General features: G+C 74.5%; 6 protein-coding genes. 3 read left to right on the top strand and 3 right to left on the bottom strand.

Features of this window, described 5'->3' with window-relative positions; translation table 11 throughout:
- Positions 1–20: 20 nt before the first annotated feature.
- Together BJZ21_RS04315 and BJZ21_RS04310 are read right to left on the bottom strand one after the other, a co-directional pair.
- On the bottom strand, positions 21–4451 hold the full coding sequence (locus BJZ21_RS04315) for a hypothetical protein (protein ID WP_179662622.1): 4431 nt from the start codon (positions 4449–4451) through the stop codon (positions 21–23).
- Positions 4452–4665: 214 nt separating this feature from the next.
- Positions 4666–8412: an AAA family ATPase gene (locus BJZ21_RS04310; RefSeq protein ID WP_179662621.1), complete on the bottom strand. Its 3747-nt coding sequence runs from the start codon at positions 8410–8412 to the stop codon at positions 4666–4668.
- A gap of 155 nt (positions 8413–8567) precedes the next feature.
- Here BJZ21_RS04310 and BJZ21_RS04305 point away from each other — a divergent pair, with 155 nt between their 5' ends.
- Positions 8568–9710, top strand: coding sequence for an acyl-CoA dehydrogenase family protein (locus BJZ21_RS04305; protein ID WP_179662620.1), 1143 nt, complete (start codon positions 8568–8570; stop codon positions 9708–9710).
- Between the two features lie 11 nt (positions 9711–9721).
- On the opposite strand, the gene BJZ21_RS04300 is transcribed toward BJZ21_RS04305, so the two are convergent.
- On the bottom strand, positions 9722–11248 hold the full coding sequence (locus BJZ21_RS04300) for an acyl-CoA synthetase (RefSeq protein ID WP_179662619.1): 1527 nt from the start codon (positions 11246–11248) through the stop codon (positions 9722–9724).
- Between the two features lie 149 nt (positions 11249–11397).
- On the opposite strand from BJZ21_RS04300, the gene BJZ21_RS04295 reads away from it, so the two are divergent.
- Positions 11398–13503 carry an MMPL family transporter gene (locus tag BJZ21_RS04295; protein WP_179662618.1) on the top strand — a complete coding sequence of 702 codons (2106 nt, stop codon included), beginning with the start codon at positions 11398–11400 and terminating at the stop codon, positions 13501–13503.
- A 132-nt stretch (positions 13504–13635) separates the two neighbouring features.
- On the top strand, positions 13636–15525 hold the full coding sequence (locus tag BJZ21_RS04290) for a serine/threonine-protein kinase (RefSeq protein WP_179662617.1): 1890 nt from the start codon (positions 13636–13638) through the stop codon (positions 15523–15525).
- Positions 15526–15604 lie beyond the last annotated feature (79 nt).

Here is a 15604-nt window from a genome sequence, read left to right as displayed (position 1 = left end):
CAGCTCCCCCGGGCCGGGCCTCACTCGACCCGCAGCACGAAGCCACCGCTGCCGAGGTCGAAGCCCCCGCCGACCGGGTCCGCACCCGGCGGGACCAGGTCGGTCGGCCCGGGCAGGACCCGCAGCTCGACGTCGTAGCGGTGCCCGCGCTCCAACCCCAGCGACCTGCCCTTGAGGTTGGCGTGCAGCTCGTGCGCGCGCTCGTCGTAGCGGGTCACGTCGGTGTCGGCGCGCCACGCTCCGGTGCCGCCGACCTCGCGCCACCGCACCTGGACGCGGCCGGCGCGCACCAGCGCGGCGGCCGCGGCGTCGGAGAGCCGCGACCCGTCCGCGAGCCGGAGCGTGGTCCTGACCGGCAGCGTCGCGTCGAGCTTCCGGGTCGTCGGTCCGTCGCCCGCGATGGGGTCGTCGAACGGCGCGACGTCGTACTGTCCGGCCATCGCCACCACCGCGTCGGTGGCGCCGTCCGCCGACACGGTGGCGGGGAAGGTGCCGACGGCGGGGCCGGCCGTGGCGGCCGGCGCGGTCGCGACGCCCTCCTCGTCGGTGAGGACGCTCGCCCGGGTGGCGCCGCCGGGGAACGTGGCCCCCGGGGTCCCCGGGCCCGGGGCGGGCAGCGTGAAGGTCACCGGTACGCCGGCCACCGGGCCACGCGCGTCGGTCAGCGTGGCGGTGAGCGGGTGCTCGGCCGGGTACGCCGTGCCGGCGGGCGTCGTCAGGTACGCCGGGCCGGTGTCGATCCCGACCCCGGCGAGGACCACCTCGGTGCTCGCCGAGGACGTCACGGCGCCGGCGTCGTCGACGAGGTCGGCCCGCACCTGCAGCCGGCCGGACGGCGGCTGCTGGTCCGGCGGCAGCGCCAGCTCGACGCTGCCGTCGGCGGCCGTGGCCGCGGCGTACTCGAACAGCCCGGTGCCGGCGCGGGAGACGGTGAAGCGGACGGTGCGGTCGGCGACGCCCTGGCCGGCGGCGTCGGTGACCACGCCGGTCACGCCGAGCGGCGAGCCGACGCCCGGGTCACCGGTGCGCAGCGCGACCGTGGCGTCGTCCGCCCGGGCCGCCGTCACCCGGTAGCCGTCGCCGTCGGCCGTGTCCAGGCCCACGGCGCCGACGCCGTTGGCGGCCTGGACGAGGAACCGGATCCCCTGCCACGACTGACCGGACGGGAGCGGCAGCGTCCCGGACCAGTGCGTCGAGTCGGCCGGGTCCTGCACCAGGTCGACCGAGCGCCACTGCCCGTGGTCGGAGTCGTCGCCGCTGCCGGTCCAGGTCACCCACACCTCCTGCACGCCCGCGGAGGGGTCGCCGGTGACCGTCGCGGAGAACGTGACGACCCCGCCGTCGACGGTCCCGTGCACGCCGCCGATGGCCGGGGCCGCGGCGAGCGAGGGCCGGTTCCGGCCGTACGACGTGGTCGCGGCGTCGCTGTAGAACAGCCGCAGGTCGAGCCCGGAGTAGTCCCGCTCGGTGTCGGTGAGGGCCCCGCCGGGATCGCTGCGGTACTGCGCCGGGCTGAGGATCAGCGAGGTGCGGCCGCTCGCCCCGAGCGCACCGAAGTAGTTGGGGGCGGCCAGCCGTTGGGGGAAGAACGCGTCGGACTCGAAGGTCGTGTTGGGCGTCGAGCCCTCGATCGCCGGCGCTCCGGTCAGTGGCAGCACCCCCGTGGTGTCGGTGTAGTCGCCACCGCGGAACCCGACCCCGCGCAGCACCTGGCCCGCGACGGTGACGTCCTCGACCTGCTTGGGCAGCGCGGGAGCGCCCGGCTGCACGCTGACCCCATCGGCGCCGTTGCGCCAGGTGAGCTGTCCGGGCAGGCCCGGGCCCGCTCCGGACGGCTTGGCGCCGGGGTCGGTGCGGGTCGAGACCTGGAGGTCGTCGACGCCCAGGCCGAGCGTCCGGCCCGGGCCACCGGTGACCGGGTCGGGCGAGACGTGGGAGGCGTCGGTGCCGAGCGGGCTGCGCCCCGGTGCGTCGAAGCCGGTCATCGGCAGGCCGTAGAGCGTCGCCTCGAGCATCGCCTTCTGGTCGATCCCCGTCACCGTGCCGAGGCTGGCCAGGTAGTCCTGCTTGGCCAGCGCGAGGGCCGAGCCGACGGCGACCGGCGCGGCGGTGCCGGCGGCCGGTCCCTCGTGCAGGCGCCGGGCCAGGTCGAGGTAGACCCGCTCGCTGTACTCGAGGAAGTCGGAGTCGCCGTACTGGTAGCCGGTGCCGCCCACGAGGACGGTGTGCTGCTGGGCCATCCGCTCGGTCCAGTCGTAGGTGTTGGTCCGGTCCGGCACGGCCGCCCCGTCGACGATGTTGTAGCCGGAGTGGCAGCCGGCGCTGAGCACGACCGTGTCGGCCAGCTTCTCGGCGCGGACGCCGCCGTCGGCGGTCGGGTCGAGCAGCGACGCGTCGAAGGTGGTCTCGAAGTCAGCCGCGAGGGTGTCGTTCGCGCTGAAGTGGCCGGCCAGGTAGACCAGGTCGTGGTGCTGGTCGAGCAGCGCGTGCTCGAGGTCGGTGCCGGTCCACGACGTGCTGCGCGGGGCACCGGACTCGGCGATCAGCTGGTCGTTCGTGCCACCCGGCAGCGCCGCCCGGAACTCGTCGCCGACCCGGTGGGCGGCGTCGGCGAGGAAGTCGTAGCCGGTGACCAGCGAGGCCGTGGGAGCGGGCAGCTTCCCGCCTGACAGGCCCAGGTAGTGCTGGACCGTCGACTCGATCTCGTCGGGGGTCTTGACCAGGCGGCCGACCGCGAGGTCGGGCACCGGCAGCGTGACCCCGCCGATGGTCACCTCGGTGTCGGTGCCGTAGGCGTCCTGGCTCAGGACCTGGTCCTGGACCAGGCTCTGCCCGGCGGTCGAGTTGTCCTGCAGCGGCGGCTCGAACAGGCTCTCCTCGCCCAGCCCGGAGACGTCGGGGTAGCGGAAGAACGGGATCACGTCGTCCCCGCCCGCGATCACGACGTAGCGGCTGCCGGCGTTGCGGTAGGAGTCGACGACGTCCTTGATCGCCGAGGCGACCAGGTCGACCGCGTAGGGGCAGTCGACGTGGGCGGCCGCCTGGGTCTGCAGCGCCTGGACCCGCGCGGAGTCCGCCACGTCGACCACGACGCCGTCCGTGGCACCGGCCAGGCTGCCGAGGGAGTCCAGGAACGCGGCCGTGTCGGTGCCGTCGGTCAGGCCCAGGCGCGTGGTGTCGGTGACGATCACCGTGCGGGCGTCGTCCCGGGTCGGCGCCAGGGTGGGGGTCGTGGCGTGGTCCTGCAGGCCGGCGCAGTCCTCGCCGCCGCTCACCGTGCGGCCGAGGTGGAAGGCGTGGTCGGGGTCGGCCACCCGGTCGGTGTGGCCCTGCACGCGGACGTAGAAGTAGCCGTCGGTGTTGCCGGTGCCGGCCGACACGGTCTCCTCGCCGGTGCCGGTGTTGGCGGAGACCGCGAGCAGCGCCTGGTCCTGGGCCGCTGAGAACGCGTCGCGGAACGCGGCGTCGGAGTCCAGCGACGGCACGAACGAGTCGGGCGCGTAGATGCGGGGCGCGTAGATCCGGGGCGCGTAGATCCGGGGCGCGTAGATCCGCGGGGCGTAGATCCGCGGGGCATAGATCCGGGGCGCGTAGATGCGCGGCGCGAACGTGGTCGAGGGCAGCTCGGAGGCGTTGGTGGGCACCGTGGTGACCGCGTCCGGGTACGACGGCACCTGGCTCCCCGGCCCGGGCGCGCCCGCGGCCGAGGTCGCCGCGAGCCTGGTGACGTCGTCGCCGCCGGTGAGCGACTGGAACGCCGCGCCGATGTCCCCGTAGAGCGCGACGTCGTAGTCGGCCGGCAGGTGGCCCAGGTCCACGCTGACGTGCTGGCCGGGGACGACCGGGAACCGGAACCAGCGGGCCTCACCGGGCTCGGCCAGGGTGCCGTCCACGCCCCCCTCGGGCAGGTCGGCCGCGCCCAGCCACTGCCGGTTGTCGGTGCCGATGGTGGCGTCGACGTACGGCTTGGTGCTCAGCGTGAACGTGCCGCGCAGGAAGTTGTTGAGGTCGCCGTTGGAGCCGGAGAGCCGGAAGCCGTAGGTGTCGCCGGCGCTGACGTGGAAGGTGGCCGCCCCGCCGTAGAGGAAGCCGTTGGACGGGCTCGAGCAGCAGCTCGTGGGGCCGGCGCTCACCAGCGTGCCCACCATCTGGCCGTTGACGACCATCTGGAGCCCCGCGGTGACCTGGAACCAGGCGTGCAGCCCCTGCCAGGTCCACGGCACGGTCACGGGCCCGTCGGCGCTGGCGGGGGTGGCGGTCGTGGTGAACTCCCACGACCGCGGGGACTGGCCGGCCGTTTCGAGGTCGTAGGTCATCGAGGCGGCCGCGCGGGACCCGTCCGAGACGGTGGTGACGGTGCCGGGGCCGCTGGCCGTCCAGCCCGCGTCGACCGGCCCGGCGAGCGCCGGGGGCGCGAGGAGGACCAGCAGGCCCGCCAGCATGGCGAGCACCGGCGCCAACGCCGGGAGAGCTGCGCCGCGCCCGAGTCCACGGAAGCCCCGACCGGCGCACGATGACGGATGAGAAGACGTGTGCATGCGCAACCTCGTGGTCCGCGCCGCCGAAGGGCCCTGCTCACCGGTCGACAGCCTTCGCAGGCTAGCGGCGCCGCCCGGGGCTGTCAGGGGTTCCGGCCGACATTTGTCCTGGCGCACTCTTCGGCGGTCAGCGCTCCCGCGCCGGCCCGGCGCCGCCCGGAGCCGCCGCCAGCACCCGATCGGCCAGCCGGACCACGTCCGCGAGGCCGGCGCCCCGCCCCTCGGCCTCGGCCCGGTCGAGCACCTCGCCGGGTGTCCGGGCCTGTGCCGGCGCCAGCGCGGCCTCGAGCGCGGCCCGGGTGGGCGGGAACCGCGGGGCACCGATCTCCTCGCGCAGGCGCCCGGCGGCGGCGAGCAGCGCCACCGCGTCGGCGTCCCGGTCCGCGCCCTGGGCCAGCAGCCACAGCGCGACGTCCTCGAACAGGTGGGCCAGGGACCACCGGTCGTCGTGCTCGGCGTAGGCCCGCAGCACCGGCGCGAAGTGGCTGCCCGCCTCGACCAGGTCGCCGAGGTCGCGCGCGGTGTTGCCGAGGTTGTGCCGGCCCACCGCCACCACCCACGGGTCCCCCACCTCCTCCGCGAGGGCCTGGGCCTCGAGGAACCGTTCGCGGGCCTGCGCCAGGTCCCCGCGGGCGGTGGCCAGCATGCCCATGTCGGTCAGCGACACGCTGACCGCGCGCCGGTCGTCGAGGGCCCGCCGGCGCGCCAGGCCCTCCTGTCCCAGCCGCTCGGCCGCCTCCAGGTCGCCCTCGTCCTCGGCGACCAGCGCCAGGTTGGTCAGCAGCGCCGCCACCCCGGCCTCGTCCCCCAGCCGCTCGCGCAGCACGAGCGAGGCTTCGTACGCCGCCCGCGCGCGGTCGGGACGCCCCTGCTGCGACTCCAGGGTCCCCCGCAGGTGCAGCACCCGGGCCCGGCCCGCGTCGTCGCCGGCGGCGGTGAACGCCGAGTCCGCGGCGGTGAGCTCGGCCTCCGCCTCGGCGTACCGGCCCTGCTTGCGGGCGAGCTCGGCGCGCGCGGTCCGCGCCCGGGCCGCCCCGGCCCGGTCGCCGACCTGCTCGGCCGCGTCGCGGGCCAGCGCGACCCGGGTCTCGGCCCCGGCCCAGTCGCCGGTCACCTCCAGCGACTCCGCGAGCTCCAGCAGCACCTGGCCGCGCTCGTCGGGCCCCACCAGCGGCAGCACCTGCTCCAGGTGGGCGATCGCGGCCTCGTTGGCATAGACGGCCCGCGCGGCGGCGGCCGCGGCCAGCAGGTAGTGGCGCTTCTTCGGCAGGTCGTCGCTGAGCGCGTAGTGATGGGCGAGCAGGGACAGGTGCCGGCGGGGGCCGTCGGGCTCGCCCTCCAGCGCGTCCGCGACCCGCCCGTGCAGCACGGTCCTGATGCTCAGCGGCAGGCTGTCGTAGGCCACGTCCCGGGTGACCGCGTGCCCGAAGGCGAAGGCCCGGACGTCGGGGTCCTCGAGGTCGATCAGCCGAGTGGCCGCGACCGCCAGCAGGTCGCCGTCGACGCGGTCCTCGGTGCCGAGCTCGGGGTAGGCGGCACCGACCAGGGCGGTGCGGAAGGTCCGGCCGATCACGCTGGCGACCTTCACGGCGCGCCGGGCGCCCTCGGGCTGCGCGTCGATCCGGCTCAGCACCAGGGTGTGCAGGCTGGGCGGCAGCTCGAGCGCCTCCACGTCGAGGGCGCCGTCCGCGTCCGCCGCGCGGGCCAGGACGTAGTCGACCAGCTGCTCCAGGTAGAACGGGTTGCCCTCGGCCCGCCCGACGACCCTGTCGACCAGCTCGGGCTCGGCGTCGCGGCCGGTCAGGGCCCGGTGCCGCTCCGCCACCAGCGACGCCGAGGCGGCCGCGTCCAGCGACGCCAGCACCAGGGCGGCGACGTGCTCGGCGCGCTCGAGCGGCAGCCCGGCCAGCAGGGCGTCGTCGGGCCGGCTCGCGACCACCAGCAGCACCGGCAGCCGGGCGGCGGCCCGCCCCAGCGAGTCGAGGAGCTCGCGCGAGAGGGGGTCGAGCCAGTGCGCGTCCTCGAGGACGAGCAGCAGCGGGCCGGTCGACGCCCGGGCCGCGAGCAGCCGCCCGAGCAGGTCCGCCAGCGAGGTCTTGCGGAGCTCCTCGCCGAACGCCGCGGTCAGCTCGCTGTCCGGGAGCGACAGGCCCAGGACCGGGCCCAGGAGCGGTGCCCGCGCGACCAGGCCGGGGTCGAGTCGCGCGACGGCGGTGGCCACCGCGCCCGGGTCGGTCCCGTCCGGGTCGGTCCCGCCCGGGTCGGTCCCGCCCGGGTCGGTCCCGTCGGGCTCCAGGCCGAGCAGGTCCTGCCAGAGGCCGCGCCACCCGGCGTACGACGTCTGCGTGGCGAGCGGCGACGCCTCGCCGACCGCGACGGTCACGCCGGCCGCCCCCAGCGCGACCGTGAGCTCGGCGACCAACCGGGACTTGCCGGTGCCGGCCTCCCCCTGCACCACCACGACCTGCCCGCGGCCCGAAGCGGCCGCCCGCCACCGGTCCCGGAGCCGGCCCAGCTCGTCGTCGCGGCCGATCATCGGCCCCAGGGCGCCGGCCCGGCCGACCGACCGCCGGTGCCGGGTCCGGCCGAGCAGGGCCCGGACGCGGACCTGCTGCTCGCGGCCCTTGACCGCGATCGGGGCCAGCTCCTCCCAGGCGAAGCGCTCCCCGGTCGCCTCGGCGACCTCGGCGTGCACCCAGACCCGGCCGGCCGGCGCGCGGCCCATCAGCCGGGCGGCGAGGTTGACCGCGTCGCCGAGGCAGCAGAAGGTGCGCCGCTCGATGTGCCCGTAGGTCCCGCTGCGCAGCCGCCCGGTCGCGACCCCGACCCGGACGTCGGTGACCGGCAGCGCCGCGGCCACCTCGAGCAGGGCGAGGGCGCCCTCGCAGGCGCGCACCGCGTCGTCCTCGTGCGCGACGGGGGCGCCGAAGACCGCGTAGAGGTAGGCGCCCTTGTCGCCGATGGTCAGCTGCAGGACGCAGCCGCCCAGCGCGTCCAGCGCCCGCTGCGCGCCCGTCACGAGCGCGTCGAGGGTCGCCGGGGCGCCGGGGTCGCCCTCGAAGTCCAGCCCGCCGAAGTGCACGAAGACCGGCACCGCGGGTCGCAGGTCGGCGAGGAACTCACCCCGGCCGGCCACCATCCGCTCCCAGACCGGCGGGAGCAGCCACCGGCGCGCGGTCTCGACGGGCAGCCGCGGCCACTCCGGGGGGCTCGCGGGAGCGGGGGGCGGGTCGGTCAGCCCGGCGACGACCCCGACCGGCCCCTCCGTGCCCGCGCGCTGCTCGCGGAGCACCACGCGCCCGGACAGCGCGTCGAGCGCGCCTGCGTCGAGGACCACCTCACCGCTGCGCGACGCCTGCTCGGCGGCCGCCAGGGAGTCCATCAGCCGTCCGGCCAGCACGTCGATCAGCTGCACCCGCGGATCGCCGACGACGAACCGGTGCACCTCCCCGACGGCGACGGCGACCTTGACCCCCAGCCGGGTCACCACCCCCGCGGGCGTGGTGACGGTCCCGATCCGGGACATCACCTCCTGCATCTGCAGGGCGCAGGCGGTGGCCCGGCTGCCGTCGTCACCGTCCAGCCAGGCCGTGACCGCGTCGCCGCTGAAGTAGACGATCGCCCCCCGCCACCGGTGCAGGTGCTCCACCAGCTCGCCGAAGAGCCGGTGCAGGGTGGCCGCGAGCTCCTCCGCGCCCCGGCGGCCGCCGAGCTCGCGGGCCAGCGCCTCGGTGAGGGGGGTGAAGCCGGAGATGTCCACGAACACCGCGGCGCCGTGCGCCCGCCGCGGCAGGTCCTCTCCGCGGGCGAGCGCCCGCCGGCGGTCACCGGGGAGGTAGGCCTGCGGATTGTCCCCGGGCAGCAGCTGCGACATCGGCGCCCTCCTGACGCGGTGGTCCCGCGCCATCCTGCCACCGCGGACGCGACCCGGTGGGGGACTTCGGGAGGGACGTCCGGGGCTCCTTGAACTGTGACAGCGCTACTGTCACAGTGGTCCGGTCACGTGCCGCCGACCCCGTGAGGACCCCCATGAGCGCTGCCTTCTACGAGCAGGAGCACGACGACTTCCGCGGCGTGGTCCGCTCCTTCCTCGAGCGCGAGGTGGTGCCCTTCCACGCCCAGTGGGAGAAGGACGGCCAGGTCGACCGCGAGGTCTGGCGCAAGGCGGGCACGGCCGGCCTGCTCTGCATGGACGTCGAGGAGGAGTACGGCGGGCTCGGGATCAGGGACTTCCGCTACAACATGGTGGTCGCCGAGGAGATCAGCAAGGTCGGTGCCTCCGGGCTCGGCTTCCCGGTGCACACCGACATCATCGTCCCGTACCTCAGCAGCCTCGGGACCGAGGAGCAGAAGCGGCGCTGGCTGCCCGGGCTGGTCAGCGGCGAGCTGATCTCGGCGATCGCGATGACCGAGCCGGGCGCGGGCAGCGACCTGCAGGGCATCCGCACCACCGCGGTGGACAAGGGCGACCACTACCTGCTGAACGGCTCGAAGACCTTCATCAGCAACGGGATCCTGTCCGACGTCGTGATCGTGGTCTGCCGCACCGACGCGGACGCCGGCCACCTGGGCATCAGCCTGCTGGTCGTGGAGCGCGGCATGGCCGGCTTCGAGCGCGGCCGCAACCTGGAGAAGATGGGCCTGAAGGCACAGGACACCGCCGAGCTGTTCTTCGACGACGTCGAGGTGCCGAAGGCCAACCTGCTCGGCGAGGAGGGCTCCGGCTTCGTCGCCCTGATGCAGAACCTGCCGCAGGAGCGGATCTCGATCGCCGCGATCGCGGTCGCGGCCTGCGAGCGGGTCCTCGAGCTGTGCCTGGACTACGCCCGCGAGCGCGAGGCCTTCGGCCGTCCGATCGGCAAGTTCCAGCACAACCGGTTCCTGCTCGCCGAGATGGCCACCGAGGTCCGGATCGCGCGGGTCTTCGTGGAGGACTGCGTGCGCAAGCTCAACGCCGGCGAGGTCGACACCTCCCTGGCGTCGATGGCCAAGTGGTGGACCACCGAGCTGCAGAAGAAGGTCGTCGACCAGGGCGTGCAGCTGCACGGCGGCTACGGCTACATGATGGAGTACCCGATCGCGAAGGCCTACCTCGACAGCCGGATCCAGACGATCTACGGCGGCACCACCGAGATCCAGAAGGAGATCATCGGGCGCAGCCTGGGGATCTGAGCCCGGCCGGGTCAACCGCCGGCGTACTCCTCGCGGAGCCGGCCCTTGACCATCTTCCCGGTCGGCGTGCGCGGCAGCCCGTCCCGGAAGAGGATCTCCCCCGGGACCTTGAAGTGCGCGATCCGCTCCCGGGCGTACGCCGTGAGCTCCGCCGCCAGCGCCGCGCCCGGCTCGGCGCCGGGGGCGGGCTGCACGAACGCGACGACCCGCTCCCCCATCTCCTCGTCGGGCACCCCGATCACCGCGATGTCGGCGACCGCGGGGTGCAGCGAGAACAGGTCCTCGACCTCCTGGGGGTAGATGTTGACGCCGCCGCTGATGATCATGAACGCCTTGCGGTCGGTGAGGAAGAGGAAGCCCTCGTCGTCGACGTACCCGAGGTCGCCCACCGTGGTCCACGTCGGGTGCTCGGGGTGCTGCGCGCTCGCGGTCTTCGCCGGGTCGTTGTGGTAGGCGAAGGGCACCTCGTCGCGCTCGAACCAGATCGTGCCGACCTCGCCCGCCCCCAGCTCGCCGCCGTCCGGGCCGCAGACGTGCACGACCCCGAGCAGCGCCCGGCCCACCGACCCCGGGTGCGCCAGCCAGGTCTCGCTGTCGATCATCGTGGCGCCGTTGGCCTCGGTGGAGGCGTAGTACTCGTGCACGATCGGCCCGAGCCAGTCGATCATCCGCCGCTTCACCTGGACCGGGCACGGCGCGGCCGCGTGGATCACGCAGCGCAGCGAGGACACGTCGTACGCCGTGCGCACCTCCTCGGGCAGCTTGAGCAGCCGGACGAACATCGTCGGCACCATCTGCGTGTGTGTGACCCGGTGCTGCTCGATCGCGCGCAGGGCGGCCTCCGCGTCGAAGCGCTCCATCATCACCAGCGTGCCGCCGGTGGCGTGCACGACGCCACCGAAGCGCAGCGGCGCGGCGTGGTAGACCGGCGCCGGGGAGAGGTAGACGGTGTCCCGGTCGAAGCCGTAGAGGGTGCCGAAGATCCGCACGTAGACGTAGCCCGGCTCGTCGACCTGCATCCGCGGCAGGCTGACCTTGACGCCCTTGGGCCGCCCGGTGGTGCCCGAGGAGTAGAGGAAGTCGTCGCCGTGCGGCTGGTCGGCGAGCGGCTGGTCGCCGGCGGCGGCGAGCGCGGCCTCGTAGTCGTCGTACGCCGCGACCGGGCCGCCGAAGGCCAGCCGCTCCGGCACGTCCACGTCGAGGGCGCCCACCAGCTCCGCCGTGGCCGCCGAGACGACCAGCGCCCGGGCACCGCAGTCGTGGACGATGTAGGACGTCTCCTCCGCCGAGAGGTGGTGGTTGACCGCGGTGATGTAGAGGCCCGAGCGCAGGCAGGCCCAGTAGACCTCGTACGCCTCGGGCGTGTTGTCGCTGACCAGCGCGACCACGTCGCCGGGGCCGAGCCCCCGCGCCCGCAGGTGCCGGGCCAGGCGCAGGCTGCGGCCGTCGAGCTCGGCGTACGTCAGCGTCCGTCCCGAGCCGGCCATCACCAGCGCCGGCCGGTCCGGGGTGATCGCGGCCCACGTCCCGGGGTACATGCCCCGAGAGTAGGGGACGCCGCGCCCGGGCGAGGCAGGTCGTGGTCGCCCGACGTGACCCCCTCGGGCGATGAATTCGCGCGCGGAATGGGGTCTGATCGGGGGAAACCCCGATGCCGGGTGTCCCCCGTCTCTGCTGGAGTAGTCCCATGCACCGTCAGATCGCCGGCAAGCTGACCGGCCGCGTCACCAAGTGGATCGTGCTCGTCGCGTGGCTCGTCATCCTGGTCGCGGTCAGCGGGTTCGCCGCCAAGCTCACCGACGTCCAGAACAACGAGTCCTCGTCCTGGCTGCCCGCCAGCGCCGAGTCCACGCGCGCGCTGGACAAGCTCGGCGCCTTCCAGGACCCCGAGGCCATCCCGACCGTCGTCGTCTACGGGCGCGCGGCCGGGCTGACCCCGGCCGACCTGGCCGCCGCGAAGCAGCAGGTCGCGGAGTTCCAGGACATGAAGGGGGTCGAGGGCAAGGTCGTCGGCCCGATCGTCTCGAAGGACGGGAAGGCCGCCCAGACGCTGGTCACGTTCAACTTCGGCAAGAACGGCTGGAACCAGATGCCGGACACCGCCGCCGCGCTGCGCGACATCGCGACGATCCCGGGCGTCGCCGTGCACATCGCCGGGCAGGGTGGTCAGGCCGCGGACTCCGCCAAGGCCTTCGAGGGCCTCGACAGCACCCTGCTGTTCGCCGCCGGCGGGGTCGTGATCCTCATCCTGCTCCTGACCTACCGGAGCCCGGTGCTGTGGATCCTGCCGGTGTTCTCCGCCGTCGTCGCGCTGTTCACGGCCCAAGCGGTCATCTACTTCCTGGCGAAGTACGCCGACCTCACCGTCAACGGCCAGAGCCAGGGCATCCTCACCGTGCTGGTCTTCGGCGCCGGCACGGACTACGCGCTGCTGCTCGTCGCCCGCTACCGCGAGGAGTTGCGCCGCCACGAGGACCGGCACGAGGCGATGGCGTTCGCACTGCACCGTGCGGCCCCCGCGATCGTCGCGAGCGCGGCCACGGTGATCCTCGGCATGCTCTGCCTGCTGTTCGCCGAGATGAACTCCACCGCCGGCCTGGGCCCGGTGGCCGCGATCGGCATCGCCGTCGCCCTGCTGGTCATGATCACGCTGCTGCCGGCGCTGCTCGTGATCACCGGCCGCTGGGTGTTCTGGCCCCAGCGCCCGCGGTTCGGCTCGGTCGAGCCGACGGCCTCGGGCCTGTGGGCCAAGGTGGGCCGGCGGATCGCCGTGCGCCCCCGCGCCGTGTGGGTCGGCACCGCCGCGGCGCTCGCCGTCTCCTGCCTCGGCATCCTCAGCCTCAACGCCAGCGGCCTCACGACCGAGGACTCCTACACCAAGGACTTCGACTCGATCGTCGGCCAGCGGGTGCTCACCGCCCACGGGCTGGTCGACCAGTCGAGCCCGATGATGGTCGTCGCGAACGCCGACCGGGGGGAGGCGGTGAGCCGGTCCCTGGCGGCGGTGAGCGGGCTGACCGACGTCACGCCGCCCACGGTCAAGGACGGGGTCGCCTACGTGCAGGCCACGATCACCAGCGACGCCCTCTCGCAGAGCGCGTTCGACACCGTGGCGGCCGCGCGTGACGCCGTGCACGCCGTGCCCGGCGCGGACGCCCTGGTCGGCGGCTACTCCGCGATCTCGCTCGACGTCGAGAACGCCTCGAGCCGCGACAACACCGTGATCATCCCGATCGTGCTCGTCGTGGTGCTGCTCATCTTGATGGTGCTCCTGAGGGCGGTCCTCTCACCGCTGCTGCTCATCGGCACCGTCGTGCTGTCGTTCGGCGCCGCGCTCGGGCTCTCCTCGCTGCTGTTCAAGTACGTCTTCGGCTTCGCCGGTGCCGACGCGTCGCTCCCGCTGTTCGTGTTCGTGTTCCTCGTCGCCCTCGGCATCGACTACAACATCTTCTTGATGACCCGGGTGCGCGAGGAGACCCAGACCCGCGGCACGCGCCAGGGCTCGCTGGTCGCGCTGTCGGCCACCGGCGGTGTGATCACCTCCGCCGGGCTGGTGCTGGCCTCGACGTTCCTGGTGCTCGGCACGCTGCCGCTGGTGGCCTTCGTGGAGATCGGGGTCGCGGTGGCGCTGGGCGTCATCCTCGACACGATGGTCGTCCGCTCGGTGCTGGTCACCGCGCTCAACCTCGACCTGGGCAGCCGGATCTGGTGGCCGAGCAGCCTCGACCGCGGCGAGCACCGGATCGCCCCGCCCGACGCGGAGCCCCGGCCGGAGCCGGTGGCGACCCGCTGAGCCGCCGTCCCGACCGGACCGCACAGGTCTTGCGTCGAGGCAGGTTTGGGGAGATCCTCATCCGTCCCGGCTGGAACAGTAGACTCACCGGGGATCACGGGGCGGCCTGCGGGCGGCATGACGAGGGCGGCTATGGCGGGTTTTCCGAAGGCGGGCGACGAGTACGGCGGCCGCTACCGCATCCTGCGCCAGATCGGCCACGGCGGGATGGGCATCGTCTATGAGGCCCTCGACACCGTGCTCAACCGCTCGGTGGCGCTGAAGATCGTGCTGCCCTCGCTGCCGGACCGCGAGGACTACCAGGCGAGGTTCGCCCGCGAGGCCAACGTGCTGGCCCGGATCCGATCCCGCAACATCGTCGGGATCCACGAGTACGGCGAGCACGAGGACACCGTCTTCTTCGTGACCGAGTACTTCCCCGACGGTGACCTGCAGACCTGGATCGGCACCCACGGGCCGCTGGAGCGGCGGGTGGCGCTGGCCCTGGTCGCCCAGGTGTGCGAGGCGCTGGCCGACGCCCACGCGGCCGGCGTGATCCACCGCGACGTCAAGCCCGGCAACGTGCTGCTGTGGAGCCGGCCCGAGGGGCTGATCCCCTACCTGTGCGACTTCGGCATCGCCCTCGACGGCGGCAGCGACGGCCGGGGCAGCCTGACCCGCACCGGCACGCTGGTCGGCAGCCCGGCGTACATGGCTCCGGAGCGGCACTTCGGCCACGCCGCCGACGAGCGCGGCGACATCTACTCCGTCGGCTGCCTGCTGTGGGCGATCCTCACCGGCGACGCGCCGTACTCCGGCACGGACTTCCAGATGATGAACTCCCACATCAACTCGCCGGTGCCGCAGCTGGCCACCGGTCACCCGGTCGACGACCGGATCGACGAGGTGCTGGCCGAGGCGATGAACAAGGACCCGGAGCGCCGTACGCCGTCCGCGTCCGCGCTGCGGTCCTCGCTGCTGGCGGTGGTCCGGGAGCTCGACGCGGCCGCGGCCCCGCCGCACTCGTCCCCGGCGGGGGCCGTCGAGCCGCCGGTCCCGATCGAGCCCGCCACCGACCCCGCGCCCGTCCGGCACACGGTGATCCGCAGCCTGTCCGCGTCCGCCGACGTGCTGCCGACCGGTGAGCAGCCGGCCGGGTCCGGGCCGGGCGGATCCGGGCCGGGCGGATCCGGGCCGGGCGGATCCGGGCCGGACGGGACCGAGCCGGACGGGACCGCGGTGCCGCCCCACTCCTGGCGGCCCTCGTCCCCCCCGACCCACACGCAGCCGCGCGGCCGGCGTCGCTGGTTGCCGGCCACCGTGCTCGCCGCCGCCGCGGTGGTGGCGGTCGCCGTCACGGCCGTGGCCGTCGGTGCCGGCGGCGGGGACGACCGGGCGCCCGCGGCCACGCCCACCCGGAGCTCGGTCGGGGCCACCGGGTCACCGAGCCCGACGTCGACGCCCACCGAGACGGTCGAGACGATCAGGCCGCTGGCCGACCCCGGCCCGCCGCGGGTGCACGCGCACGCCGGCTACCGCTCGGTGCGCTTCACGATCGACCCGCCGCGCAAGCAGCGCCACGGCATCGAGCGCACGATGCAGGTGGACGCCGGCCACGGCTGGCGGACCGCCCGTCGGGTCGTCTCCGTCCCGACCCGCGAGGGCGGCGCGCGCGCCTGCGTGCGGGTGCGCACGCTCGACGTCGACGGTTCCCTCCAGCAGGCCACCAGCAAGCCGGTGCGCAGCTGCGGCACGGCGCAGCCCCGGGCCGTACGGTTCGTCCGGACCGCCGACGCCTGCACCAACGGCGCCAACTGCCACTGGTACGACGTCTACGCCGTCGGCTTCACCCCCGGGACCGCGCCGACGGCGTACGTCTACAACAGCGCCGGCCAGCCCTGGTGCGACTGCACCTTCCACCGCATCCGGATCGGCAAGGACGGCCGCGGGGCCCAGGTGCACGAGTGGCAGGTGCCCGAGGGCTACCGCACCAACGTCACCCTCGACATCGACGGCGTGAGGCAGACCGTCTACCTGCCCTGACCGCAGGGACCACCCGGGGTTGTCAGGGCGTTCCCCCGCTTGATGGGCGTTGCAACGGCCCCCCACCGAGGGAATCCCC

Source organism: Nocardioides panaciterrulae, assembly GCF_013409645.1.
GTDB lineage: Bacteria > Actinomycetota > Actinomycetes > Propionibacteriales > Nocardioidaceae > Nocardioides > Nocardioides panaciterrulae.
Note: the sequence above shows the minus strand (reverse complement) of the source record. Positions and strands in the feature narration are given on the sequence as shown.